Source organism: Cupriavidus sp. 01L46 (assembly GCF_056399905.1).
On sequence record NZ_JBFTSF010000030.1, the window covers coordinates 16,882 to 38,210 of the forward strand.

The following is a 21,329-nucleotide window of genomic DNA, read 5'->3' on the forward strand; positions in this document are numbered from 1 at the left end:
GTCAGAACAGGTCCATGATGCGCCAGCCTGACGCGGCGGCGTGGTGACGCAGGCGATCGTCCGGGTTGGCGGCGATCGGCTCGCTGACCTTCTCCAGCAGCGGCAGGTCGTTGGCCGAATCGCTGTAGAAGGTGGTGTTTTCGAAGGCATCCCATTGGGTGCCCATGCTCTTTAGCCAGGCTTCCACCCGGGTTATCTTGCCCTCGCGGAAGCTGGGAATGCCAGCCACTTCGCCGGTGAAGGCGCCATCGGGCTTGCCGTTGACGGTGGCCGGCTCGGTGGCGATCAGGTGCTTGATACCGAAGGCCGCCGTGATCGGGGCGGTGACGAAACTATTGGTGGCGGTGACCACGGCGCACAGGTCGCCGGCGTCGAGGTGCTTGTAGACCAGTGCGCGCGCCTGCGGCGTGATGACCGGATCGATCACTTCACGCATGAACTGGCTGCGCAACGCTTCCAGGCGGTCGCGCGGATTGGCCGCCAGCGGCGCCAGCGCGAAACGCAGGAAAGCCTGGATATCCAGGGTGCCAGCCTTGTAATGGCCGAAGAACTCGTCGTTCCTGCGGCGGTAGAATTCCTCGTCGACAACGCCCAGGCGCACCAGGAAGCGGCCCCATTCGTGGTCGCTGTCGGTCGGGAGCAAGGTGTGGTCGAGGTCGAACAATGCCAGATTCATGGGCGGCGATTTTACATTAACGGGACTGTGAGAGCTTTCTTAACGTCTCTGGATGCCAACAAAGGCAAGCACGGTGCATGCCATGGGTCACGCGCGCTGGCGCGCAGGCCCTGGCTCACTCACGCAACTCGGCAAACATTTCCCGCAGCAGGGGCAGCGTGACGGCGCGCTTGCGCTCCAGCGAATAGGTGTCCAGCGCGTCCAGCAGGGCCATCAGGCTCGGCATGTCGCGGTATTTGCGCGTGACCAGCCAGTGCGGGATTTCCGGTGAAAGCTGCAGGCCGCGCTCGCGCGCGGCCTGCACCAGCGCCGCCATCTTGTCCTCGTCCGACAGCGGAGCCAACTGATAGACCAGGCCCCAGCCCAGCCGCGTGCGCAGGTCCTCGCGCACCGGCATGGCCAGCGGCGCCTGGCTGCCGGCCACCACGATGGCGGTGCGCACATGAGCCCGGACCTCGTTGTACAGCGAGAACACGGCGATCTGGCGCGCTTCGTCGAGCAGCTCCACATCGTCCACGGTGTAGAGCTGGCAGCTCGGGTCGAAGATGAAGTCCGACAAGGCGTGATGCGGGCTCAGGTAGCGGCAACGGATGCCGGCCTGGTAGCCGCTGTCGCAGACCGCATGCAGCAGGTGGGTGCGGCCCGAGCCCACTTCGCCCCACAGGTAGATCAGGCGGTCGGCGGCCCGYTCCTGCGCCACCGCCGTGGCCAGGTCGCGCAGGCGCTGCACCGGCTCGCGGTTGACCGCAACGAAAAAATTCTCGAAGGTCGAGGGCGGCGGACTGCCAAGTTCAAGCGATAGCTGCTTGGGACGCTGAAACATGACTTATCGGTTACTTTGGGTGCGGATCATCTGTCAGGTAAACGCGTCGCGGCTGGCAGGCGCTGACCGCCTGTTGGGCGCGGGCAGAACGGCCGGTGGCTGCCGGAATCATCTTCATCGGGAATGGCTGCGGACAATACTTCATGACACGGAACACCGGAAACTGGAAGCCGGAAGCCCGTATCCGTTAAAATTGCAATTCTACTGGACTCGCGGCCGCAAATCGCCGTCGTGAGCGCCGCATTCCTCACTTCATACTCCAGGAAAAGCAGGTTCCCATGAGCGCATCCCCCACTTCCGGCCAGGCAGGCCTCTCCTACCGCGATGCCGGCGTCGATATCGACGCGGGCGACGCGCTCGTCGATCGCATCAAGCCGTTCGCCAAGCGCACCATGCGCGAAGGCGTGATGGCCGGCATCGGGGGCTTCGGCGCGCTGTTCGAGCTGTCCAAGAAATACAAGGAGCCGGTGCTGGTCTCCGGCACCGACGGCGTGGGCACCAAGCTCAAGCTGGCCTTCCAGCTGAACCGCCACGACACCGTGGGCCAGGACCTGGTCGCCATGAGCGTCAACGACATCCTGGTGCAGGGTGCCGAGCCGCTGTTTTTCCTCGACTACTTCGCCTGCGGCAAGCTSGACGTGGAMACSGCSGCKACCGTGATYMARGGCATCGCCCACGGCTGCGARCTGKCCGGCTGCGCGCTGATCGGTGGCGAAACCGCCGAAATGCCCAGCATGTACCCCGATGGCGAGTACGACCTGGCCGGCTTCGCGGTTGGCGCCGTGGAGAAGAGCCGCATCATCGACGGTACCACCATCGTGCCGGGCGACGTGGTGCTGGGCCTGGCTTCGTCGGGCGCGCACTCCAACGGCTACTCGCTGRTSCGCAAGATCATCGAAGTGGCCAAGCCGGACCTGAACGGCGATTTCCACGGCCAGCGCCTGCAGGACGCCATCATGGCGCCCACCCGCATCTACGTGAAGCCGCTGCTGTCGCTGATCGAGACCCTGCCGGTCAAGGGCATGGCCCACATCACCGGCGGCGGCCTGACCGAGAACGTGCCGCGCGTGCTGGCGCAGAACGTGACCGCCGTGCTGCAGCGCGACGCCTGGACCCTGCCGCCGCTGTTCCAGTGGCTGCAAGCCCAGGGCAACGTTGCCGATGACGAAATGCACCGCGTGTTCAACTGCGGCATCGGCATGGTGGTGATCGTCGCCAAGGAAGACGCCGACCGCGCCATTCGTCATCTGCAAGCCGCTGGCGAGGCCGTATGGCAGATCGGCGAAATCCGCGAGCGTGAAGAAGGCCAGGCACAGACCATCGTGGCCTGAGCGGTCCCGCTCCAATAAAAAAAACGGCGCATGCTTAGGCATGCGCCGTTTTTTTTTTGCCCGTCGGGCGCAGACCGTCGATCTACGGTCTGCGGAGTGACTCCGTCGCGCCCAGCTTCGCCAGCGCCTCCCCAGTCACCCGGCAAATTCGCCAGTCCGGCATCACGTCCGCACCCATTGCCCGGTAGAAATCAATGGAAGGTGTGTTCCAGTCCAGCACGCTCCATTCAAAGCGGCCGCAGCCGCGTTCCACCGCCAGCGCCGCAAGATGCTTGAGCAGAACCTTGCCCAGCCCATGGCCGCGCCAGGCGGGGTCGACATAGAGGTCTTCCAGATACAGCCCGGGCTTGGCCAGGAAGGTCGAGAAATTGTGGAAGAACAAGGCAAAGCCGACGGCCTGCGGGACCTGGGTGCCGGGGACCTCCACGAGCACAGCCTCGGCATGCGGGCGCGGGCCAAACAGCGCCTCGCGCAGTTTTTCCGGCGTGGCTTCGACCAGGTGGGTGAGTTTCTCGTATTCGGCCAGTCCCTTGATCAGCGCGAGCAAGGTTTCGCAATCGTCGGAAGTGGCGGGGCGCAGTACGAAATCGGTGGCAGACATGGCGGATTTGACGTCTTCGGCAAGATACAAACGACGATTATCGCTTATCCGTCACACCTGCCCCCCAGTGACGCTACGCTTGCCCGATCCGCGCCAGCCGCGCTACCTGCGCGACGTAGTCCGGCGCCAGGCAGTCCACAACCTCCCGCTCGGGCGTGCTGCGCAGCCAGGTCAGCTGGCGCTTGCAGAGCTGGCGGGTGGCGGCCAGGCCGCGCTCGCGCATGGTGTCGAAATCGGTTTCGCCGTCGAGGTATTCCCACACCTGCCGGTAGCCGACGCAGCGGATCGAGGGCAGCGTGGGCTGCAGGTCGCCGCGCGCGCGCAGCCGTTGCACTTCCTCGATAAAGCCGCCAGCCAGCATGGCGTCGTAGCGGGCGGCGATGCGCGCGTGCAGCACGGCGCGGTCCGACGGCTCCAGCGCGATCACGCGGTAGCGCCGGTCGGCGGCGCCGGCAAAGGCGCGCTCGTCGGCCTGCCGCGCCAGCAGCGCCGACATGGGCTGGCCGGACAGGCGGTGGATCTCCAGCGCGCGCTGGATGCGCTGGGCATCGTTGGGCGCGAGGCGGGCCGCGGTGACCGGATCGACCTCGCTCAGCATGGCGTGCAGCGCCGGCCAGCCGTGCTCGGCGGCTAGCGCGTCCAGCTCGGCGCGCAGGGCCGGATCGGCTTGTGGGAGGTCGTTCAGGCCCTGCGTCAGCGCCTTGTAGTACAGCATGGTGCCGCCGACGATCAGCGGCTCGCGGCCGCGCGCGCGGATCTCCACGATCAGCCGCTCGGCGTCGGTGACGAACTGGGCGGCCGAGTAGCTATCGGCCGGGTCGATGATGTCGATCAGGTGGTGCGGCACCGCGGCCAGCTCGGCGGGCGAGGGCTTGGCGGTGCCGATGTCCATCTCGCGGTAGACCAGGGCCGAGTCCAGGCTGATGATCTCGACCGGTGTCTGTGCGGCCAGCGCCAGCGCCGCGGCGGTCTTGCCGGAGGCGGTGGGGCCGAGCAGGCAGACCACCGGCGCGTGGCCTGATGCGGACGCGGCGGTGCCGCTGGATGAGGCGGTTGTCATCAAGTCGTCGGGCACGCGGCTTACTGCCCGCGCAGGAACAGGCGGTCGAGTTCCGCCACGGTCAGCTGCACCCAGGTGGGCCGGCCGTGGTTGCACTGGTCGGCGCGCTCGGTCTGCTCCATCTGCCGCAGCAGCGCGTTCATTTCTTCCAGCGTGAGCTTGCGGTTGGCGCGCACCGCGCTGTGGCAAGCCAGCGTGGCCAGCAGCTCGTTCTGGCGTTCGACCAGCACGCGCGAGCCGCCGAAGGCTTGCAGGTCGCGCAGCACGTCGCGCGCCAGGGCTTCGGTGTCGGCCTGCTTGAGCAGAGCGGGAATCGCGCGGATCGCCAGCGTGGTGGGCGAGACCTGCGCGATGTCGAAGCCGAGCAGGGTGAGGGTTTCCTGGTGCTCCTCGGCCGTGCMGATCTCCACGGGGCTGGCTGTGAGCGTAACCGGGATCAGCAGCGACTGCACCRCGAGCTCGCGCGCTTCGAGCGCGGTCTTGATCTGCTCGTAGAGGATGCGCTCGTGGGCAGCGTGCATATCCACCAGCACCAGGCCGCGCGCGTTTTGCGCCAGCACATAGATGCCGTGCAGCTGCGCGATGGCATAGCCCAGCGGGCTGGCCTCGTCTTCGGGAAGCTCCTGGCGGGGCATCTGGTCCAGCAGGCCGGGCGGGTCGTTCTCGCGCGCGGCTTGCGCATCGGCCAGCCAGGCCGGGGGCGTGGCGCCCGGGCCGGCCGGTGGGACATAGGCGGCGGGGCCGCGTGAAAACCCGCCGCCCGGCTGGATCGCGTCGCGCACCATGCCGAGGTAGGCCTGCCGGGGCTGGGCCACGCCGAGCTCGGTCTGCCGTGCGGCGGCCGTGTAGTCGACCCATGGGCGCGGGCTGCTGCCGCCGCCCATGCCGCCCATGCCGCCGCTTCTGCCCGATCCGCCGAAGCCGCCGACGCTACCGGAGCCGCTGGAGCCGCCGCCAAAGCTTCGCGCGCCCGGGAATCCGCCGGCACCGCCAATCGGCTCAGCCGCCGCCGGATCGTCCGCGCCGACCGACGTATGCAGGCTGTCGCCTTGCTCGCCGGCCTGCCGCGCCAGGCAACGCTGCACGGCGTGGTAGACAAACTGGTGCACCGAGCGCGATTCGCGGAAACGCACCTCGATCTTGGACGGGTGCACGTTCACGTCCACCATCTCGGGCGGCAGGTCCATGCACAGCACGTAGGAGGGGAAGCGGTCGCCGTGCAGCACGTCCTGGTAAGCGCTGCGCACCGCGTGGGTCAGCAGCTTGTCACGCACGTAGCGGCCGTTGACGAAGAAGAACTGCTGGTCCGGGCGCCCGCGCGAGGCGGTGGGCAGCCCGGCAAAGCCGTACAGGTGCAAGCTGCCGGCCTCTTCATCCAGCGGCAGCCGGGCGTTGGCGAAGTCGGCGCCCAGCACCTGGGCGGTGCGCGTGGCGACGTCGCCGGCGTTCCAGTGCTCCATCGGCTTGCCATTGTGATGGACGGAGATGGCCACGTCCGGGCGCGCCAGCGCCGCGCGCCGCACCATTTCCAGGCAGTGGCCAAACTCGGTTTGTTCGGATTTCAGGAACTTTCGGCGCGCTGGCGTGTTGAAGTAAAGGTGCTGCACGTCGACGGTGGTGCCCACGCCGCCGGATGCGGGCTGTACCACGCCGGTGTTGGCGATCACCTGCATCGCGTGGGTATCGCTGGCGGTGCGGCTGGTCAGGGTCAGCTCGGACACCGAGGCGATCGAGGCCAGCGCTTCGCCGCGAAAGCCGAGCGTCAGCACCGCTTCAAGTTCGTCCAGCGAGGCGATCTTGCTGGTGGCGTGGCGCTTGAGCGCGACCGGCAGCTCATCGGCGGGAATGCCGCAGCCGTTGTCGGCAATCACGATGCGGCGCACGCCACCTTCCTCCAGGCGGAGGTTGAGCTGGGTGGCGCCGGCGTCCAGCGCGTTCTCCAGCAGTTCCTTGACCACGGAGGCGGGGCGCTCCACCACCTCGCCGGCCGCGATCTGGCTGATCAGCTGGTCGGGCAGGGGGCGGATGGGACGGAGCGGCTGGGCGGGGTGCGGGGCTTGGGCAGGCATGGGCGGAATTATACGTGGGTGCGCCGCCTGGCCCGTGGGCGTGCGATGGATGAAAAGTGGTTGGGCAAGGTGACTTTGGCGCCTGTCCGGTCTTGTATGATGTCGGCAAATTATCGAACGGGGATCGAATTGGATATCGCATTGCAGTTCATCGACATGCTGCTGCACGTCGACAAATACCTAGGCACCGTCATCCAGAACTACGGTGCGTGGGTCTACGCCATCCTCTTCGCCATCGTGTTCGCGGAGACCGGGCTTGTGGTGCTGCCTTTTCTCCCGGGCGATTCCCTGTTGTTTATCGCCGGCGCCTTCTGCGCCACGCACGCCATGAATGAATGGGCGCTGGTCGGCCTGCTGCTGGTGGCGGCGATTGGCGGCAATACTGTCAACTACTTTGTCGGCAGTTGGGTGGGGCCGAAAGTGTTCGACGGCCATTGGCGCTTCCTGGACCAGCAGGCGTTGCGCAAGACGCACGATTTCTACGAGCGCCATGGCGGCAAGATGCTGGTGATGGCCCGTTTCCTGCCGATCGTGCGTACCTTCGCGCCGTTCGTGGCCGGCGTGTCGCAGATGACTTTTGCCAAGTTCCAGCTGTTCAACGTGATCGGCGCGGCGGCCTGGGTGCTGGGCCTGGTGTTTGCCGGCTACTTCTTCGGCAACCTGCCGTTCATCAAGCAGTACCTGAACCTGATCGTGCTGGCGGGCATCGGCGCGGCTGTGGTGCCGCTGGTGCTGGGTGGCCTGTGGAAGCTGGTGCGGGGCGGCAAGCGCCGTCCTTCCTGAGCCAGCGGGGGCGGGCCTCGGCCTGCCCCCGCCTGAGTTTCAGGTTACTTTCAGCTTACGCTGCGGCTCATCATGCGCAGCGCCGGCATGCGGTCGCGGATCTGGGTGGTGTCGGCCGCATCCGGGCGCGCCATCACATACGCTTCCAGGTCGGCCAGCGCCGGGCGGAAGCACTCCAGGTTGGCATACGCCAGCCCGCGGTCGCGCACCTCCTCGATCGAGCCGGGCAGCAGGATCACCAGGCGGTTCTGCACCGCCAGCAAGCGCTGCCAGCGCGACTCCTGCAGATAAATCGACTTGAGATTGCGCAGCACGCGCGCCACGATCTCGCGGTGGCTGGCCACCTGCAGGAACAGGCCCAGCGGCACCTCGTTKGGATCCGCGATGCCCTCGCGCTCCAGGTGCGGGTCGAGCATCTCCTGCAACTGTTCCTTGGACAAGGTCTCGCCGGTGAGCGGGTCCACCACCACCTCGCCCGCCGGAATCGACATCCGCACCAGGAAATGGTTAGGGAAGGACACGCCCTTGAGCGGCAGCCCAATATGCTGGCCCAGTTCCATATAGAGTACCGCCAGCGAAATCGGGATGCCACGCCGCTGCTTGAGCACGACGTTCAGGTACGAGTTGTCGGGGTCGTAGTAATCGTTCGCGTTGGCGCCGAAGCCCAGGTCGCGGTAGAAGAAATGATTGAGCAGGCGCATGCGCTGGATGGCCGGCGTACCTTCGGCGACGCGGCGTTTCAGGCGTACCGCGAGCATGTCGAGCGCTGCGAGCTCGGCCTGCAGGTCCAGGTCCGGATAGGCATCCTGGGCGATCGAGAGCACGGTCTCTGTCAGCGGGATACCGTTCTCGTCTGCCACGAGACTGGCAAAGTATTCCAGGACTTTCGTGGTTGTCATTGCGGCGTTCCTGAATGCGGCCTGGCGGCTGTTCCGGATGAATGCTGGCGGCGTGGCGTGCCTTCCCGGACGGTAGGGTGTTGGTACCGTCCGCGGTCGCGCGCCTGGGCAGAACCGCTTCATCTCATTCTGACACAACCTCAGTAGCCTTGACCCTGCACCGCGCGCTGCCGCAACCCTTGGCCCGCGCCGTCTGGCGCTGGCGAAAAGGGCAGGTTTGGCAGGCGGGGGCTTGTTAGCCGGCTCTCCGCTTGAAAGCGGAGTATCTCAGCCCCATGAGCCACAGTGTACCGAAGTAGACGACTGCCGCAAGTACCAGGCACGAGGCCAGCAGGGCGATACGCAACAATGGCGTGGCACCCAGGGCGACCCAGTCGAAGTTGCGGGCGAACCACAACAGCATGCCCGCCAGCAGCGTGACGGCGGTCAGCAACTGGGCCAGGAACAGCCACCAGCCCTTGGCCGGCGAGTAAAAGCCGCGCTTGCGCAGGCCCAGGAACAGCAGCAACGCGTTGACGGTGGCGCCGAAGCTGATCGACAGCGCCAGGCCCGCATGGCCAAAGCGCGGCACGAAGACGTAGTTGGACAACTGCGTGATCACCAGCACCAGCAGGGCGATCTTGACTGGGGTGCGGATGTCCTGGCGGGCATAGAAGCCCGGCGCCAGGATCTTGATGAGGATCAGTCCCAGCAGGCCGATGCCGTAGGAGACCAGCGCCTGGCGGGTCATTTCCACCGCATGGGCGTCGAACTTGCCATAGTTGAACAGCACCGCCGTGAGCGGCGCGCCGAACACGAACAGCCCGACCGCGCACGGCACGGCCAGCAGGAAGGTCAGGCGCAGGCCCCAATCCAGCAGGCCAGAGTATTCGGCCCGGTTTTCCTCGGCGCTGGCTTTCGACAGGCTTGGCAGCAAGATGGTGCCCAGCGCCACGCCCAGCAGCGCGGTCGGGAATTCCATCAGGCGGTCGGCATAGGTCAGGTAAGACACGCTGCCGGCGGCCAGGCGCGAGGCGATATTGGTATTGATGATCAGGCTGATCTGGGCCACCGAGACCGCCAGCAGCGCCGGCGCCATCTGTCGCATGACGCGGCGCACGCCCGGCTCCGCCCAGGCCGCGCGCAGGTTAAAGCGCAGGCGCGGCATTACGCCCAGGCGCCGGAGCGCCGGAATCTGCACCGCCAGCTGCAGGATGCCGCCCACCAGCACGCCCCAGGCCTGCGCGTAGATCGGCTGCGCCATATGCGGGCCGACAAACAGCGCGGCGATGATCAGGCAGATATTGAGCAGCACCGGGGTGAAGGCCGGCATGGCAAAGCGGCGCCAGGTGTTCAGGATGCCGGAGGCCAGCGCCACCAGCGAGATCAGGCCGATGTAGGGAAACATCACGCGCGTCATGAAGACCGCCGCGTCATAGGTTTCTCCGCCATGCTGGCGAAAGCCGGTGGCGACCACCATCATGACCACCGGCGCACCGATCACGCCAAGCAGCGAGACGCCCATCAGGACCCAGGTCATGACCGTGGCAACGGCATCGATCAGCGCGCGGGTCTCGGTCTCGCCACGCTTGCTGTGGTATTCACCCAGGATGGGCACGAAGGCTTGCGAGAATGCGCCCTCGCCGAAGATCCGGCGCAGCAGGTTGGGGATGCGGAACGCCACGTTGAAGGCGTCGGTCATGTCCGAGGCGCCAAAGGCACGCGCGATCAAGATCTCGCGGATGAGGCCTGTGATGCGCGACAGCATCGTCAGGCTGCTGATGGTGGCGAGCGCTTTGAGCAGGTTCAAGATGGTTCGGCGGCAAGGGGTGGCGGCGGCAGCGTCGGTCGGACCGCCGGTGCGAACCGGGTTCAGACGCCGGGCGCGCGCCAAAGTTGCATCGAGGCCACGCGAGGGCGGGGCCGGTGTGGCGCGTATTATACGGTTTGGCCCCGCAGGCGCCCGGATATGCACGTATATCGGCGTTTGCTTCGCCCTGCTCGAGATGAGGTGTGGCTCGGCTTGCCAGCCGCTTTTTCTTGTGTGTATAATTGCCGATTCACAAGGCTAGTTGCGTTCCGGATTCGTGTGCCAGTGCATCCCGGGTCGCTTGATGTGCACTTAATTGTGTCCGCGGTTTGCTCCGTCCTCCCGTCGGGCACGCATCTGAATTCAGGAAATCTACTTAAATGGCAAATTCCGCACAAGCTCGCAAGCGCGCGCGCCAGGCCGTCGCCCAGAACGCCCACAACTCCAGCCTGCGTTCGCGTCTGCGTACCGCAGTGAAGGCTGTTCGCAAGGCAATCGAAGCCGGCGACAAGGCTGCTGCTGCCGAGATCTTCAAGAACTCGCAATCGATCATCGACGCTATCGCCGACAAGAAGATCGTGCACAAGAACAAGGCTGCACGCCACAAGTCGCGCCTGTCGTCGGCTATCAAGTCGATGGCTGCCTGATATAGGCACTGGTGCCGGGCGCAAGCCAGGCACCTTCCGGCTGTTCGCCGGCCATTGCGTGGCCGCGCCGCCTCGGCGGTGTGCCACGGTCCTGGTCAGGTTGTCGGCCGGCAGGGTGGATCGCCTTACGGGGTAGTCCAGCCGATAAAAAAGCTCGTCATTTGACGAGCTTTTTTTGCTTTGTACTTGGCTTCGTGCTTTGGGCTGGCACCTGTCCTGAGGGTGTGTGCGGCTAGCTGCGGCCATGCCGCAGCTGCTTCAGTGCGAGCTCACTCCAGCGAGCAGGCCTCGACCAGTTGCAGGTTGTTGTCGCGCGCGAAGTTGAGGACGAAGTCGAGCGCTTTGGGTTCAATGTCGCGCAGCCGCGCATCGACCACCACGCTCTTCAACCCGCCGGCCATCACTGGCCGCACGTAAGGTGAGTAAGTGATGCGGGGGTCGCCGGTGTCGCCTTCGGGGCGGAATTGCGCCATCACGCCGCACAGTCGTTCAGCCCAGTCGCTTGGGCGGAAGGTCTTGCCTTCCTTGGTGATGCCTTGGATGAAGTATTCGCGAACTGTGGGATTCATGAGACTGCGGGGATAAGACGGGTGACTCGACGGTAAACCCGCCAGACTGACCAAACGGAAGCCCGTTTGACGCGGCCAGGAAACGATTAGTTCGTTTCATTCCGGCCKTGGCGGCGGGGGCGTCGGTGTCGGCGGGGGCACTTTTGATGCCGGCAGCGGGCGGTGGCATGGGTATGCCGGGCCCCGCGTGAATCAGCCAGTATTATATCTTATATAAGACTCGCGCATAAGCCTCCGTGCCGGGCGAGGTGCCGTGCACGCTCGCCAAAGCCACAATAATCCCTTATGATTCTTACAGTTAAATTGCGTAAGCGACGCGAAAGGCGGCTCCGCGGCATGGTCAGGTCATGAACCCTTCATGGCGGCATGCCACCACCGAGCCGCCTTCTTTGTTTTATGAGCCCAACTTCGATCAAGCATTACCTCCAGTTCAGCGACCTGACTCCCGACGAGTACGAGTACCTGCTGGACCGCGCACGGATTCTGAAGACCAAGTTCAAGAACTACGAGACATGGCATCCGCTGCACGACCGCACGCTGTCCATGATCTTCGAGAAAAACTCGACTCGTACGCGCTTGTCGTTCGAGGCCGGCATCCACCAGCTCGGTGGCCATGCCGTCTTCCTCAACACCCGCGACTCCCAGCTGGGGCGCGGCGAGCCGATCGAGGACGCGGCGCAGGTGATCTCGCGCATGGTCGACATCATCATGATCCGCACCTTCGGCCAGGAAATCATCGAGCGTTTCGCCGCGCATTCGCGCGTGCCGGTGATCAACGGGCTGACCAACGAATACCATCCCTGCCAGGTGCTGGCCGATGTCTTCACTTACATCGAGCAGCGGGGCAGCATCCGCGGCAAGACCGTCGCATGGATCGGTGACGCCAACAATATGGCCTACACGTGGATCCAGGCCGCAGAGCGCCTCGGCTTCACGTTCCATTTCTCGGCGCCTCCCGGCTACCAGCTCGATCCGGTCATGGTGCCGGCAACGGCCGCTCATCTGGTCAAGGTGTTCGACGATCCGCTGACCGCTTGCCAGGGTGCCGACCTTGTCACCACCGACGTGTGGACCAGCATGGGCTATGAGGCCGAGAACGACGCGCGCAAGCGCGCCTTCCAGCACTGGATGGTGACTACCGCCATGATGGATCGCGCCGGCGACGATGCCCTGTTCATGCACTGCCTGCCTGCCCACCGCGGCGAGGAAGTCGAGGCCGCCGTGATCGACGGCCCCAAGAGCGTGGTCTGGGAAGAGGCTGAGAACCGCCTGCATGTGCAGAAGGCGCTGATGGAATACCTGCTCTGCGGACGTTACTGACCGTTGGCGGGGTGGCGCCACGATTGGCGCACATGCGGCGCGCCAATCCGGTGCCCGCATGCTCGCCCGGCTCGCCAAGTGCCGCCCAAGCCGGGGCGGACGTGTCAAAATAGCGGTCTTTCCGCATCCCTTTTTCTCGCGTGACTGGCTTTGTGGCTAGCCGCGCTTACTTTTCGCATCGAGTCGAACATGAGCGATATCAAGAAAGTCGTGCTCGCCTACTCCGGCGGGCTGGACACTTCGGTGATCCTGAAGTGGCTGCAAGACACCTATCAGTGCGAGGTGGTCACCTTTACCGCCGACATCGGCCAGGGCGAGGAACTMGAACCTGCCCGCCAGAAGGCGCTCAAGTTCGGCATCAAGCCGGAAAACATCTTCATCGACGACCTGCGCGAAGAGTTCGTGCGCGATTTCGTCTTCCCGATGTTCCGTGCCAATGCCGTCTATGAAGGCGAGTACCTGCTCGGCACCTCGATCGCGCGTCCGCTGATCGCCAAGCGCCAGATCGAAATCCTGCGCAGCACCGGCGCCGACGCTGTGTCGCACGGCGCTACCGGCAAGKGCAACGACCAGGTTCGCTTCGAGCTGGGCTACTACGGYCTCGAGCCGGGCGTGAAGGTCATCGCSCCGTGGCGCGAGTGGGACCTGCTGTCSCGCGARAAGCTGCTGGCCTACGCTGAAAAGGCCGGCATCGAAATCGACATGAAGCACAAGAAGGGCGGCGCCCCGTACTCGATGGACGCCAACCTGCTGCACATCTCCTTCGAAGGCCGCCACCTGGAAGACCCCAAGGCCGAGGCCGAGGAAGACATGTGGCGCTGGACCGTGTCGCCGGAGAACGCACCGGACGCGGCCGAGTACCTGGACGTCGAGTTCGAGGGCGGTGATATCGTTGGCCTGAACGGCAAGCGCATGACCCCGGCTGAAGTGCTGACCGAGCTGAACCGCCTGGGCGGCAAGCACGGCATCGGCCGCCTCGACCTGGTGGAAAACCGCTACGTCGGCATGAAGAGCCGTGGCTGCTACGAAACCCCTGGCGGCACCATCATCCTGAAGGCCCACCGCGCTATCGAGTCGATCACGCTCGACCGCGAAGTGGCTCACCTGAAGGACGACCTGATGCCGCGCTACGCCAGCCTGATCTACAACGGCTACTGGTGGAGCCCGGAGCGCCGCGCGCTGCAGGTGCTGATCGACCACACCCAGGCCAAGGTCAACGGCTGGGTCCGCGTCAAGCTGTACAAGGGCAATGTGATCGTGGTCGCCCGCGACTCCAAGGACACGCTGTTCGACAAGACCATCGCGACCTTCGACGATGACGGCGGCGCCTACAACCAGGCCGACGCCGGCGGCTTCATCAAGCTGAACGCGCTGCGCATGCGCATCGCCGAAAACGCTCGCCGCCAGCGCGGCGAGTAAGCCGGCCGCAGGCAGGCAACAGAAGAGGGGCCGTCATGGCCCCTTTTTTGCGCCGCCTTGCCCTGCGGTATTCCCGATTCAGTCATCCAGAACCAAGAGCATCAAGGAGAAATAGCGTGAGCCAGTTCGACAACGTATCCGTCGTCAAGAAAGCCAACCTGTACTTCGACGGCAAGTGYGTGAGCCACACCGTGCTGTTCCCGGACGGCACCCGCAAGACGCTGGGCGTGATCTTCCCCGCCGCCCTGACCTTCAACACCGGCGCCCCGGAAATCATGGAAATCAATGGTGGCGTGTGCCGCGTCAAGCTGGCTGGCGAAGACCAGTGGCATACCTATGGCGCCGGCCAGCAGTTCAATGTGCCCGGCGACAGCAGCTTCGATATCGAAGTGACCGAAACGCTGGACTACGTCTGCCACTTCGGTTGATCACGGCAGCCCGGACGGCTTAAAGCACCACCGGCTCGGGTTCGATACGCACGCCGAAGCGGGCCTGTACCGCATCGGCGATGCGGTGCGCCAGCGCCAGCAGCGCCTGCCCGGTGCCGCCGCCGTGGTGTACCAGCACCAGCGCCTGCTTGCCATAGACGCCCACCGGGCCGTCGCTGACCCCCTTGAATCCACACTGGTCGATCAGCCAGCCGGCTGCCAGCTTGTAGCTGCCGTCAGGCTGGGCATGGCTGACCAGGTTGGGATACCGCATCAGCAGCGCGTCGCGCTGTTCGGCGCCCACCACCGGGTTCTTGAAGAAGCTGCCGGCATTGCCGACCTGGGCCGGGTCGGGTAGCTTGCGCGAGCGGATCGCGATCACCGCGTCGCGGATACGGTCTGCCGTGGGGTGCGCCGCAGGATCTTGCGCCAGCTCGCGCGCCAGTTCCGCATAGCCCAGCACTGGCTGCCATGGCAGCGGCAGGCGCAGGGTGACGGCGGTGATGATGTAGCGGTCCCGCCCCTCACGCTTGAACAGGCTGTCCCGGTAGGCGAACTGGCACTGCTCCAGCGTCAGGTGGACGAATTCGCCGCTATGGCGGTCGAACGCGCGCAGGCTGTCGAAGCGCTCGCGCAGCTCCACGCCGTAGGCGCCGATGTTCTGGATCGGCGCGGCGCCCGCGGTGCCGGGAATCAGGGCCAGGTTTTCCAGGCCCGGAAGGCCGTCGGCGATAGTGCGGCAGACCAGCGCATGCCAGTTCTCGCCAGCACCGGCCGTCACCATGTGGGCGGCATCCGCCGAGGCCACCGCGTAGCCGGGAATCTCCATCAGCAGCACCAGCGCGTCAAGGTCCTGCGTAAGGACCACATTGCTGCCGCCGCCGAGCACCACCAGCGGCAGGCCTTGCGCGCGGGGATCGGCCAGGGCGGCCAGCAGGTCGGCTTCGCTGCGCACGTGCACCGCAAAGCGCGCGCGCACGTCGAATCCGAATGTATTGTGGCGGCGCAGGGGATAAAATTCGAGGAAATCTGCCATGCAAGGGAAAGGTGAAGCGGCCCGCCGGGGTCGACGGCACCGGACTGCAGGGTAGGCTGGATTATACGTAAGCGCCGCCGCCAGCCGGCGCGCGCCCGGTACAAGCAACAAGCAACACGCAGCAAGACAAGGAGAATGCAATGCCGTCGTTTGACGTAGTGTGCGAAGCGAACATGATCGAGGTGAAGAACTCGGTCGAGCAGGCCAACAAGGAAATCACGAACCGCTTTGACTTCAAGGGTTCGGATTCACGGGTCGAGCACAAGGAGAACGAACTCACCGCGTTCGCCGATGACGATTTCAAGCTCGGCCAGGTCAAGGACGTGCTGATCAGCAAGATGGCCAAGCGCAATGTCGATGTGCGCTTCCTCGACTACGGCAAGACCGAGCGCATCGGCGGTGACAAGGTCAAGCAGGTCATCACCATCAAGAAGGGTGTCACCGGCGATCTGTCGAAGAAGATCGTCAAGATGATCAAGGACAGCAAGATCAAGGTGCAGGCCAGCATCCAGGGTGACGCCGTGCGTGTCACGGGGACCAAGCGCGACGATCTCCAGAGCGTGATCGCGCTGCTGCGCAAGGACGTCCCCGAAGCGCCGCTGGACTTCAACAACTTCCGCGACTGATCCTGTCGCCGGCAGGCGTGGCAGCCATGCTGCCGCGCGCCTGCTTTTTCTTTAGCGCGCCTGCGGCAGGCCGCCGATCTTCGTGCCGGCCTTCAGGCCCTTCTGCGCAAACCATCCCTTGTTCATCTCCAGCGCGTAGCGCACGGCCGCGCGCGGGCAATGGTTGTTCTCAGTCTGGGGCGCCATGTCTTCGATATTGACGATGGACCCGTCATCGGCCAGGAAGGCGATCGACAGGGGCAGGTCGGTATTCTTCATCCAGAAGCAGTGTCCGGCTTTCTCTTCGAACACAAACAGCATGCCCTCGTTGGCGGGCATGGTCTTGCGGTACATCAGGCCAAGCTCGCGGGCTTCCGGCGTGGCGGCGATTTCCGCCTTGATCGCGTACATCCCAGCGGTGAGTTGCCTGACCGGCAAGCTGGCCGGGGACTGGGCACAGGCGGCGGCCATGGCGGCGAGCGCGCAGCCGCTGACGAGCAGGTTCTTGAGCAAAGGGCGCATGAGTTGGAGCGGCGAATGACGGTTCGGGACAGCCGCCAGCATAGCGCAGCTACCGCGCGAGCGGCACGGACAAATATTCCACTTCGTTGCAGCAGGCCCTACCGTCGCGAGCAAGAAAAAAGGCAGGCGCCTTGCGGGCGACCTGCCTTGCTTGCCGGGCACGAAGCCCGGCCTGCCTGCAAACTCTTACTTCGTTGCAGCAGCTTCAGCCTTGGCAGCCGGAGCAGCGTCAGCCTTGGCAACCGGAGCAGCCTTGGTCTTGTGGTGAGCGTGCTTCTTGGACTTCTTGGCGCTCTTCGTCGCGGGCTTTGCAGCCGGTGCTTCGGCGGCAGGCGCTGCAGCAGCCGGCGCTGCCGGTGCGGGTGCGGCGGCTTGGGCGAAAACGCCGGTGGCRAACAGGCCGGCAACCAGAGCAGCGATCAGTTTGTTCATGCTTAACAACCTCGAAGGTAAATCGATTCGGAAGAGTTGACTCGTATGCGACGCGTCAGTGTCAAAAACGAAACGAGGCGGGGAGCCGTTGACCCACGACTTGTTAATATTTGTAACTTTTTGCGCGAGGGCGTGCGTGGCGGCGCTCCGCAGGGCTGGTCGCCGCCCCCGAGCCGTCCCCGCGCACGATCGCGCGGGGACGTGGCGCGACTACGGCTTCCAGGCCGAGCGCGCTCGGGTCGATCTCGCACCATTGCCCTGGCGCGAGTCCGAGCGTACGCAGGTCGAGCATGCCAATCTGCACGCGCACCAGGCGCAAAGTCGGAAATCCTACTGCCGCGGTCATTCGGCGCACCTGGCGGTTCTTGCCCTCGCGGATCTCGAGTTCGAGCCATTGGGTCGGGATGGCGGCGCGAAATCGCACCGGCGGATTGCGTGGCCACAGAAAGCCTGGCTCGTCGATGCAGCGCGCTCGCGCCGGCAGCGTGCGGAAGTCTCCCAGGTCGACGCCATTGCACAGGTGCGCCAGGGCGGCTTCGCCGGGCACGTTTTCGACCTGGGCCAGATATGTCTTGGGCAGCTTGTGATGCGGATCGGCAATGCGCGCCTGCAAGATGCCGTCATCGGTCAGCAGCAGCAGGCCTTCGCTGTCGGCGTCGAGCCTTCCCGCCGGATACACGCCGGGCCGCTGCACGCAGTCGGCGAGAGTCGGGCGCGACGGGTGCGCGGAGAACTGGCTCATGGTGCCGAAGGGTTTGTTCAGTGCGATCAGCGTCATCGAGAGTATTGGGGCCTGGCGCGCGGATAGGCGCATGAATAGCGTCAGTATGGGGCGTCAGTATGCCGTAGCCCACGCCGGGCGGCGCGGGTCCGGCCAGGATGGCGGATCATGAAATTTTGTTGCATAATACAAAACGGTCTTATGTCTTATATAAGACTTGTGTGCGTGTGACGCATAGCCGGGTAGTCCGCGTGTGGTGCGCAGCGGCATCGCCCGCGCCAATCGCCGTTAAAATGCCCACGCGCCACCCAAATCTCGCCGTCTGGTCACGAATCCGGCGGCTCGTTGCAACCCCCCCGTTCCGTACTGGAGACGTCATGTATCAACACATCAAGGTTCCGGCCGGCGAAAAGATCACGGTCAACCAGGATTTTTCGCTGAATGTTCCGGACAATCCGATCATTCCATTCATCGAAGGCGACGGTACGGGCCTGGATATCACCCCGGTGATGATCAAGGTGGTCGATGCGGCCGTGGCCAAGGCCTACGGTGGCAAGCGCAAGATTTCCTGGATGGAGATCTACGCCGGCGAGAAGTCGACCAAGGTGTATGGCCCTGACGTGTGGCTGCCTGAAGAAACCCTGGAAGTCCTCAAGGACTACGTGGTGTCCATCAAGGGCCCGCTGACCACGCCGGTTGGCGGCGGCATCCGCTCGCTCAACGTGGCCTTGCGCCAGCAGCTGGACCTGTACGTCTGCCTGCGCCCGGTGGCGTACTTCAAGGGCGTGCCCTCGCCGGTGCGCGAGCCGCAAAAGATCGACATGGTGATCTTCCGCGAGAATTCGGAAGACATCTACGCCGGCATCGAATGGGAAGCGGAAAGCGACCAGGCCAAGAAACTGATCGCCTTCCTGCAGAACGAAATGGGCGTGAAGAAGATCCGTTTCCCGGATACCTCGGGCATTGGCGTCAAGCCGGTCTCCAAGCAAGGCACCAAGCGCCTGGTGCGCAAGGCCATCCAGTACGCGATCGACAACGACAAGCCGTCGGTGACCATCGTGCACAAGGGCAACATCATGAAGTTCACCGAAGGTGGCTTCCGTGACTGGGCCTACGAGCTGGCACAACAGGAATTCGGCGCCGAGCTGATCGACGGCGGCCCGTGGTGCAAGTTCAAGAACCCGAAGACCGGMCGCGAAATCGTCATCAAGGATGCCATCGCCGACGCCTTCCTGCAGCAGATCCTGMTGCGCCCGGCCGAATATTCGGTGATCGCCACGCTGAACCTGAACGGCGACTACATCTCCGACGCACTGGCGGCCCAGGTTGGCGGCATTGGCATTGCCCCGGGCGCCAACCTGTCGGATTCCGTGGCCATGTTCGAAGCCACCCACGGCACCGCACCAAAGTACGCCGGCAAGGACTACGTGAACCCGGGTTCCGAAATCCTCTCCGCGGAAATGATGCTGCGCCACATGGGCTGGACCGAAGCCGCCGACCTGATCATCTCCTCGATGGAGAAGTCCATCCTGTCGAAGAAGGTCACCTATGACTTCGCCCGCCTGCTCGAAGGCGCGACGCAGGTGTCGTGCTCGGGCTTTGGGCAGGTGATGATCGAAAACATGTAAGAACGTCCAGCGTGTTCCGGAGAAATCCGGCGAACCCCGGTGTACACTATGTGTAGCCGGGGTTTTTTGTCTCTAGCGTTCCGAAGAGAGTGAGTGCTATCCGGCTTACAGTGAGTGCTAAACGGAGTGTTTAGAGGATGCCATAGCACTCAAAACACTCATCTTTGAKGGCTGGTGGTATGCGCCATTTCAACTACACGCTGACGCCTACGCGTCTGAACAATGCAAAGCCGAAGGAGCAGCGGTACAAGTTGACGGACGGCGGCGGTCTGTTTGTGCTGGTGCACCCGGGCGGCTCGAAAACGTGGGGATACCAATATCAGATTGATGGCAAGCGCCGTTCGGTGGTGATCGGCAGCTATCCGGAGATCGGGGTAGCGGATGCGCGCGACCGGCACGCTGAGTACCGGGCGATGGTGGAGCAGGGTAACGACCCGGCCACGCATAAGCAGGCGGATGACGCCGAACGCAAGGCCCGTACGTCAAAGGGCGCGGATGAAGGCCAGTTCAAGTCGTTCTCTCTCAAGTGGCTGGACGAACGGCTAGGCAACAAGTCGGACGGCTACCGTGCACAGATGCGCTCCCTGCTGGATCGGTTCGTCTGGCCTGAAATTGGCGGTAAAGCGCTGGAAGATGTTAAGCCCGCCCATGTGCTGACAATTATTGAGAAACGGCGCGGCACGCCAAACACTGCCGAAAATGTGCGCGTGCTGGTTCAACAGGTTTACAACTACGCGATTCAGAAGCTACTAGTTGAGACGAACCCGGCGTTGCCGCTGYGTGGCGTGATTGAGGTTCCGAAAGCTGAACATCACCGGCACCTGAGCGAGTCGGAACTAGGTGCCTTCTGGCGGGCATTGGGGCGGCAAGGTGCGCATCCATCTACCACGGCTGCGGCGAAACTGCTGATGTACAGCATGTGCCGCAAGGCTGAGGTCCTGCGCGCGAAGTGGGCCGAGATCGACACGGACAAGGCGCAATGGGACATTCCAGCCGAGCGAATGAAGTCGCGCCGCCCGCATCGTGTGTACCTGTCCACGCAAGCGCTCGAATTGTTGGAAGTGCAGCGAGCATTGACCGGACATTTGGAATACGTGTTTCCGTCCGCCTTCCGCTCCAACGTGCCCATGGCAGATGCAACGCTAAACCACCTATTCAAGCGCTTGGACTTTGGCGTGCCGGAATTTTCGCCACACGGCACACGGGGCACGGCAGCAACGCTGTTACGCGAGCACGGTTACAGCCGGGACGTGGTGGAGCTATTGCTGGCACACACTGAGCGAAGCCAGACAGCGGCGAGCTATCACCATCATGAACTAGAGGCTGAACGGCGACGCGCGTTGCAATATCTGGCTGATGAGATCGACCGGCAAGCCACTATCTCTGCGGCGGGCAATGTTGTTATCGGTAAATTTGGTGCGGCGTGACGGGTATTGCCGATGCTGGTGCTGGTTAATGGAAGGTTTTGACGAAAAAATAAAAATTCTAGTGCTGACTTATTCCTTGAGGTATTCCGGCGTTAAAATCGCGGTTGGGAGAGGGAATCTTCCGCTGTTGATGGTTTTGTGAAATTTTATTGTTCGTTATTAACGTTTTTGTGGCATAAAACCATTATTAATGGTTGTTTTGTAGAATATATTGCCATAAAGTCACGCCATGTGTGCCGGAGTCGTCCGGTACGACTTACCAGAGGTCAAACATGGCTGATACATCCCGTACCGATTTCGCAATCCTTCGTCGCAAACAAGTTGAACGAGAAGTCGGCTTGTCCCGCTCAACGATTTACCAACGAATCAAAGACGGCACATTCCCACCTGCAATAAAACTCGGGCCAAAGGCTGTTGGCTGGCGTGTTTGTGATATTGATCRCTTTCTTTCTGATCCCGTTAATTACCGCGCGGGAGCATAAGCGATGATCCAAAAGAAAAAGGCCACCGCTAACCGCGAAGTGGCCCTGAAACGCATCCTGTG

Annotated in this window: 22 protein-coding genes; 10 read left to right on the plus strand and 12 right to left on the minus strand. The window is 63.8% G+C overall.

Translation table 11 applies throughout. From position 1 onward, the window contains the following. Nucleotide 1: 1 nt before the first annotated feature. The gene (locus AC1DS3_RS07970) at nucleotides 2-676 is read right to left on the minus strand and encodes a histidinol-phosphatase (RefSeq protein WP_441636545.1); all 675 of its coding nucleotides are present in this window, start codon (nucleotides 674-676) and stop codon (nucleotides 2-4) included. A 115-nt stretch (nucleotides 677-791) separates the two neighbouring features. After that, nucleotides 792-1,499: a DnaA regulatory inactivator Hda gene (gene hda, locus AC1DS3_RS07975; RefSeq protein ID WP_043349383.1), complete on the minus strand. Its 708-nt coding sequence runs from the start codon at nucleotides 1,497-1,499 to the stop codon at nucleotides 792-794. Nucleotides 1,500-1,777: 278 nt separating this feature from the next. On the opposite strand from hda, the gene purM reads away from it, so the two are divergent. Further along, nucleotides 1,778-2,830 carry a phosphoribosylformylglycinamidine cyclo-ligase gene (gene purM, locus AC1DS3_RS07980; protein ID WP_477126968.1) on the plus strand — a complete coding sequence of 351 codons (1,053 nt, stop codon included), beginning with the start codon at nucleotides 1,778-1,780 and terminating at the stop codon, nucleotides 2,828-2,830. Between the two features lie 82 nt (nucleotides 2,831-2,912). Here purM and AC1DS3_RS07985 read toward each other — a convergent pair whose 3' ends face one another. From AC1DS3_RS07985 to mutL, 3 genes are all read right to left on the minus strand, one after another. Further along, nucleotides 2,913-3,431 carry a GNAT family N-acetyltransferase gene (locus AC1DS3_RS07985; protein ID WP_441636549.1) on the minus strand — a complete coding sequence of 173 codons (519 nt, stop codon included), beginning with the start codon at nucleotides 3,429-3,431 and terminating at the stop codon, nucleotides 2,913-2,915. Nucleotides 3,432-3,504: 73 nt separating this feature from the next. Continuing rightward, nucleotides 3,505-4,491 carry a tRNA (adenosine(37)-N6)-dimethylallyltransferase MiaA gene (miaA, locus tag AC1DS3_RS07990; protein ID WP_477126969.1) on the minus strand — a complete coding sequence of 329 codons (987 nt, stop codon included), beginning with the start codon at nucleotides 4,489-4,491 and terminating at the stop codon, nucleotides 3,505-3,507. A gap of 20 nt (nucleotides 4,492-4,511) precedes the next feature. After that, nucleotides 4,512-6,560 (minus strand): DNA mismatch repair endonuclease MutL, encoded by a 2,049-nt coding sequence (gene mutL / locus AC1DS3_RS07995; RefSeq protein WP_477126970.1) that lies wholly within the window; start codon nucleotides 6,558-6,560, stop codon nucleotides 4,512-4,514. 156 nt (nucleotides 6,561-6,716) lie between these two features. Here mutL and AC1DS3_RS08000 point away from each other — a divergent pair, with 156 nt between their 5' ends. Next, complete coding sequence (locus AC1DS3_RS08000) at nucleotides 6,717-7,343, plus strand: VTT domain-containing protein (RefSeq protein WP_241754543.1); 627 nt, start codon at nucleotides 6,717-6,719, stop codon at nucleotides 7,341-7,343. A 50-nt stretch (nucleotides 7,344-7,393) separates the two neighbouring features. On the opposite strand, the gene AC1DS3_RS08005 is transcribed toward AC1DS3_RS08000, so the two are convergent. Beyond that, nucleotides 7,394-8,242 carry a SirB1 family protein gene (locus AC1DS3_RS08005; RefSeq protein ID WP_441636555.1) on the minus strand — a complete coding sequence of 283 codons (849 nt, stop codon included), beginning with the start codon at nucleotides 8,240-8,242 and terminating at the stop codon, nucleotides 7,394-7,396. 235 nt (nucleotides 8,243-8,477) lie between these two features. Beyond that, nucleotides 8,478-10,031, minus strand: a complete 1,554-nt coding sequence (gene murJ, locus AC1DS3_RS08010; RefSeq protein WP_441636557.1) for a murein biosynthesis integral membrane protein MurJ — start codon at nucleotides 10,029-10,031, stop codon at nucleotides 8,478-8,480. A 380-nt stretch (nucleotides 10,032-10,411) separates the two neighbouring features. Here murJ and rpsT point away from each other — a divergent pair, with 380 nt between their 5' ends. Then, the gene (gene rpsT, locus AC1DS3_RS08015; RefSeq protein WP_006157537.1) at nucleotides 10,412-10,678 is read left to right on the plus strand and encodes a 30S ribosomal protein S20; all 267 of its coding nucleotides are present in this window, start codon (nucleotides 10,412-10,414) and stop codon (nucleotides 10,676-10,678) included. Between the two features lie 269 nt (nucleotides 10,679-10,947). Here rpsT and AC1DS3_RS08020 read toward each other — a convergent pair whose 3' ends face one another. Further along, the gene (locus AC1DS3_RS08020; RefSeq protein ID WP_006157536.1) at nucleotides 10,948-11,247 is read right to left on the minus strand and encodes a DUF3579 domain-containing protein; all 300 of its coding nucleotides are present in this window, start codon (nucleotides 11,245-11,247) and stop codon (nucleotides 10,948-10,950) included. Nucleotides 11,248-11,643: 396 nt separating this feature from the next. Here AC1DS3_RS08020 and argF point away from each other — a divergent pair, with 396 nt between their 5' ends. The 3 genes from argF (at nucleotide 11,644) to ppnP (ending at nucleotide 14,414) form a co-directional block, all read left to right on the plus strand. Next, entirely contained in the window at nucleotides 11,644-12,567 is a 924-nt protein-coding gene (gene argF / locus AC1DS3_RS08025) for an ornithine carbamoyltransferase (RefSeq protein WP_441636559.1), read from the plus strand. 189 nt (nucleotides 12,568-12,756) lie between these two features. Beyond that, the gene (locus tag AC1DS3_RS08030; RefSeq protein ID WP_477126971.1) at nucleotides 12,757-13,986 is read left to right on the plus strand and encodes an argininosuccinate synthase; all 1,230 of its coding nucleotides are present in this window, start codon (nucleotides 12,757-12,759) and stop codon (nucleotides 13,984-13,986) included. Nucleotides 13,987-14,102: 116 nt separating this feature from the next. Next, a complete protein-coding gene (gene ppnP, locus AC1DS3_RS08035; protein ID WP_441636562.1) occupies nucleotides 14,103-14,414 on the plus strand; it encodes a pyrimidine/purine nucleoside phosphorylase in 312 nt (103 codons plus the stop codon). Between the two features lie 19 nt (nucleotides 14,415-14,433). Here ppnP and murB read toward each other — a convergent pair whose 3' ends face one another. Continuing rightward, nucleotides 14,434-15,450 (minus strand): UDP-N-acetylmuramate dehydrogenase, encoded by a 1,017-nt coding sequence (murB, locus tag AC1DS3_RS08040; RefSeq protein WP_441636564.1) that lies wholly within the window; start codon nucleotides 15,448-15,450, stop codon nucleotides 14,434-14,436. Nucleotides 15,451-15,590: 140 nt separating this feature from the next. Here murB and AC1DS3_RS08045 point away from each other — a divergent pair, with 140 nt between their 5' ends. After that, nucleotides 15,591-16,076: a YajQ family cyclic di-GMP-binding protein gene (locus tag AC1DS3_RS08045; protein ID WP_006157531.1), complete on the plus strand. Its 486-nt coding sequence runs from the start codon at nucleotides 15,591-15,593 to the stop codon at nucleotides 16,074-16,076. Between the two features lie 51 nt (nucleotides 16,077-16,127). On the opposite strand, the gene AC1DS3_RS08050 is transcribed toward AC1DS3_RS08045, so the two are convergent. From AC1DS3_RS08050 to AC1DS3_RS08060, 3 genes are all read right to left on the minus strand, one after another. Next, nucleotides 16,128-16,577 (minus strand): DUF192 domain-containing protein, encoded by a 450-nt coding sequence (locus AC1DS3_RS08050; protein ID WP_441636566.1) that lies wholly within the window; start codon nucleotides 16,575-16,577, stop codon nucleotides 16,128-16,130. A 186-nt stretch (nucleotides 16,578-16,763) separates the two neighbouring features. Further along, nucleotides 16,764-17,009 (minus strand): hypothetical protein, encoded by a 246-nt coding sequence (locus tag AC1DS3_RS08055; RefSeq protein ID WP_441636568.1) that lies wholly within the window; start codon nucleotides 17,007-17,009, stop codon nucleotides 16,764-16,766. Between the two features lie 103 nt (nucleotides 17,010-17,112). Further along, on the minus strand, nucleotides 17,113-17,787 hold the full coding sequence (locus tag AC1DS3_RS08060; RefSeq protein ID WP_441636570.1) for a pseudouridine synthase: 675 nt from the start codon (nucleotides 17,785-17,787) through the stop codon (nucleotides 17,113-17,115). Between the two features lie 320 nt (nucleotides 17,788-18,107). Here AC1DS3_RS08060 and icd point away from each other — a divergent pair, with 320 nt between their 5' ends. From icd to AC1DS3_RS08075, 3 genes are all read left to right on the plus strand, one after another. After that, on the plus strand, nucleotides 18,108-19,358 hold the full coding sequence (gene icd, locus AC1DS3_RS08065; protein WP_477126972.1) for an NADP-dependent isocitrate dehydrogenase: 1,251 nt from the start codon (nucleotides 18,108-18,110) through the stop codon (nucleotides 19,356-19,358). A gap of 179 nt (nucleotides 19,359-19,537) precedes the next feature. Then, nucleotides 19,538-20,785: a tyrosine-type recombinase/integrase gene (locus AC1DS3_RS08070; protein WP_477126973.1), complete on the plus strand. Its 1,248-nt coding sequence runs from the start codon at nucleotides 19,538-19,540 to the stop codon at nucleotides 20,783-20,785. A 272-nt stretch (nucleotides 20,786-21,057) separates the two neighbouring features. Then, entirely contained in the window at nucleotides 21,058-21,267 is a 210-nt protein-coding gene (locus AC1DS3_RS08075) for a helix-turn-helix transcriptional regulator (RefSeq protein ID WP_477126974.1), read from the plus strand. Nucleotides 21,268-21,329 lie beyond the last annotated feature (62 nt).

Excerpts from the sequence above, each read along its gene's own strand:
- argF (WP_441636559.1), top strand. The coding sequence starts at position 11,644 with ATGAGCCCAACTTCGATCAAGCATTACCTCCAGTTCAGCGACCTGACT.
- AC1DS3_RS08060 (WP_441636570.1), bottom strand. The coding sequence starts at position 17,787 with ATGACGCTGATCGCACTGAACAAACCCTTCGGCACCATGAGCCAGTTC.
- AC1DS3_RS08045 (WP_006157531.1), top strand. The coding sequence starts at position 15,591 with ATGCCGTCGTTTGACGTAGTGTGCGAAGCGAACATGATCGAGGTGAAG.
- AC1DS3_RS07970 (WP_441636545.1), bottom strand. The coding sequence starts at position 676 with ATGAATCTGGCATTGTTCGACCTCGACCACACCTTGCTCCCGACCGAC.
- AC1DS3_RS08000 (WP_241754543.1), top strand. The coding sequence starts at position 6,717 with ATGCTGCTGCACGTCGACAAATACCTAGGCACCGTCATCCAGAACTAC.
- AC1DS3_RS08050 (WP_441636566.1), bottom strand. The coding sequence starts at position 16,577 with ATGCGCCCTTTGCTCAAGAACCTGCTCGTCAGCGGCTGCGCGCTCGCC.
- AC1DS3_RS07985 (WP_441636549.1), bottom strand. The coding sequence starts at position 3,431 with ATGTCTGCCACCGATTTCGTACTGCGCCCCGCCACTTCCGACGATTGC.
- AC1DS3_RS08020 (WP_006157536.1), bottom strand. The coding sequence starts at position 11,247 with ATGAATCCCACAGTTCGCGAATACTTCATCCAAGGCATCACCAAGGAA.
- murB (WP_441636564.1), bottom strand. The coding sequence starts at position 15,450 with ATGGCAGATTTCCTCGAATTTTATCCCCTGCGCCGCCACAATACATTC.
- rpsT (WP_006157537.1), top strand. The coding sequence starts at position 10,412 with ATGGCAAATTCCGCACAAGCTCGCAAGCGCGCGCGCCAGGCCGTCGCC.
- miaA (WP_477126969.1), bottom strand. The coding sequence starts at position 4,491 with ATGACAACCGCCTCATCCAGCGGCACCGCCGCGTCCGCATCAGGCCAC.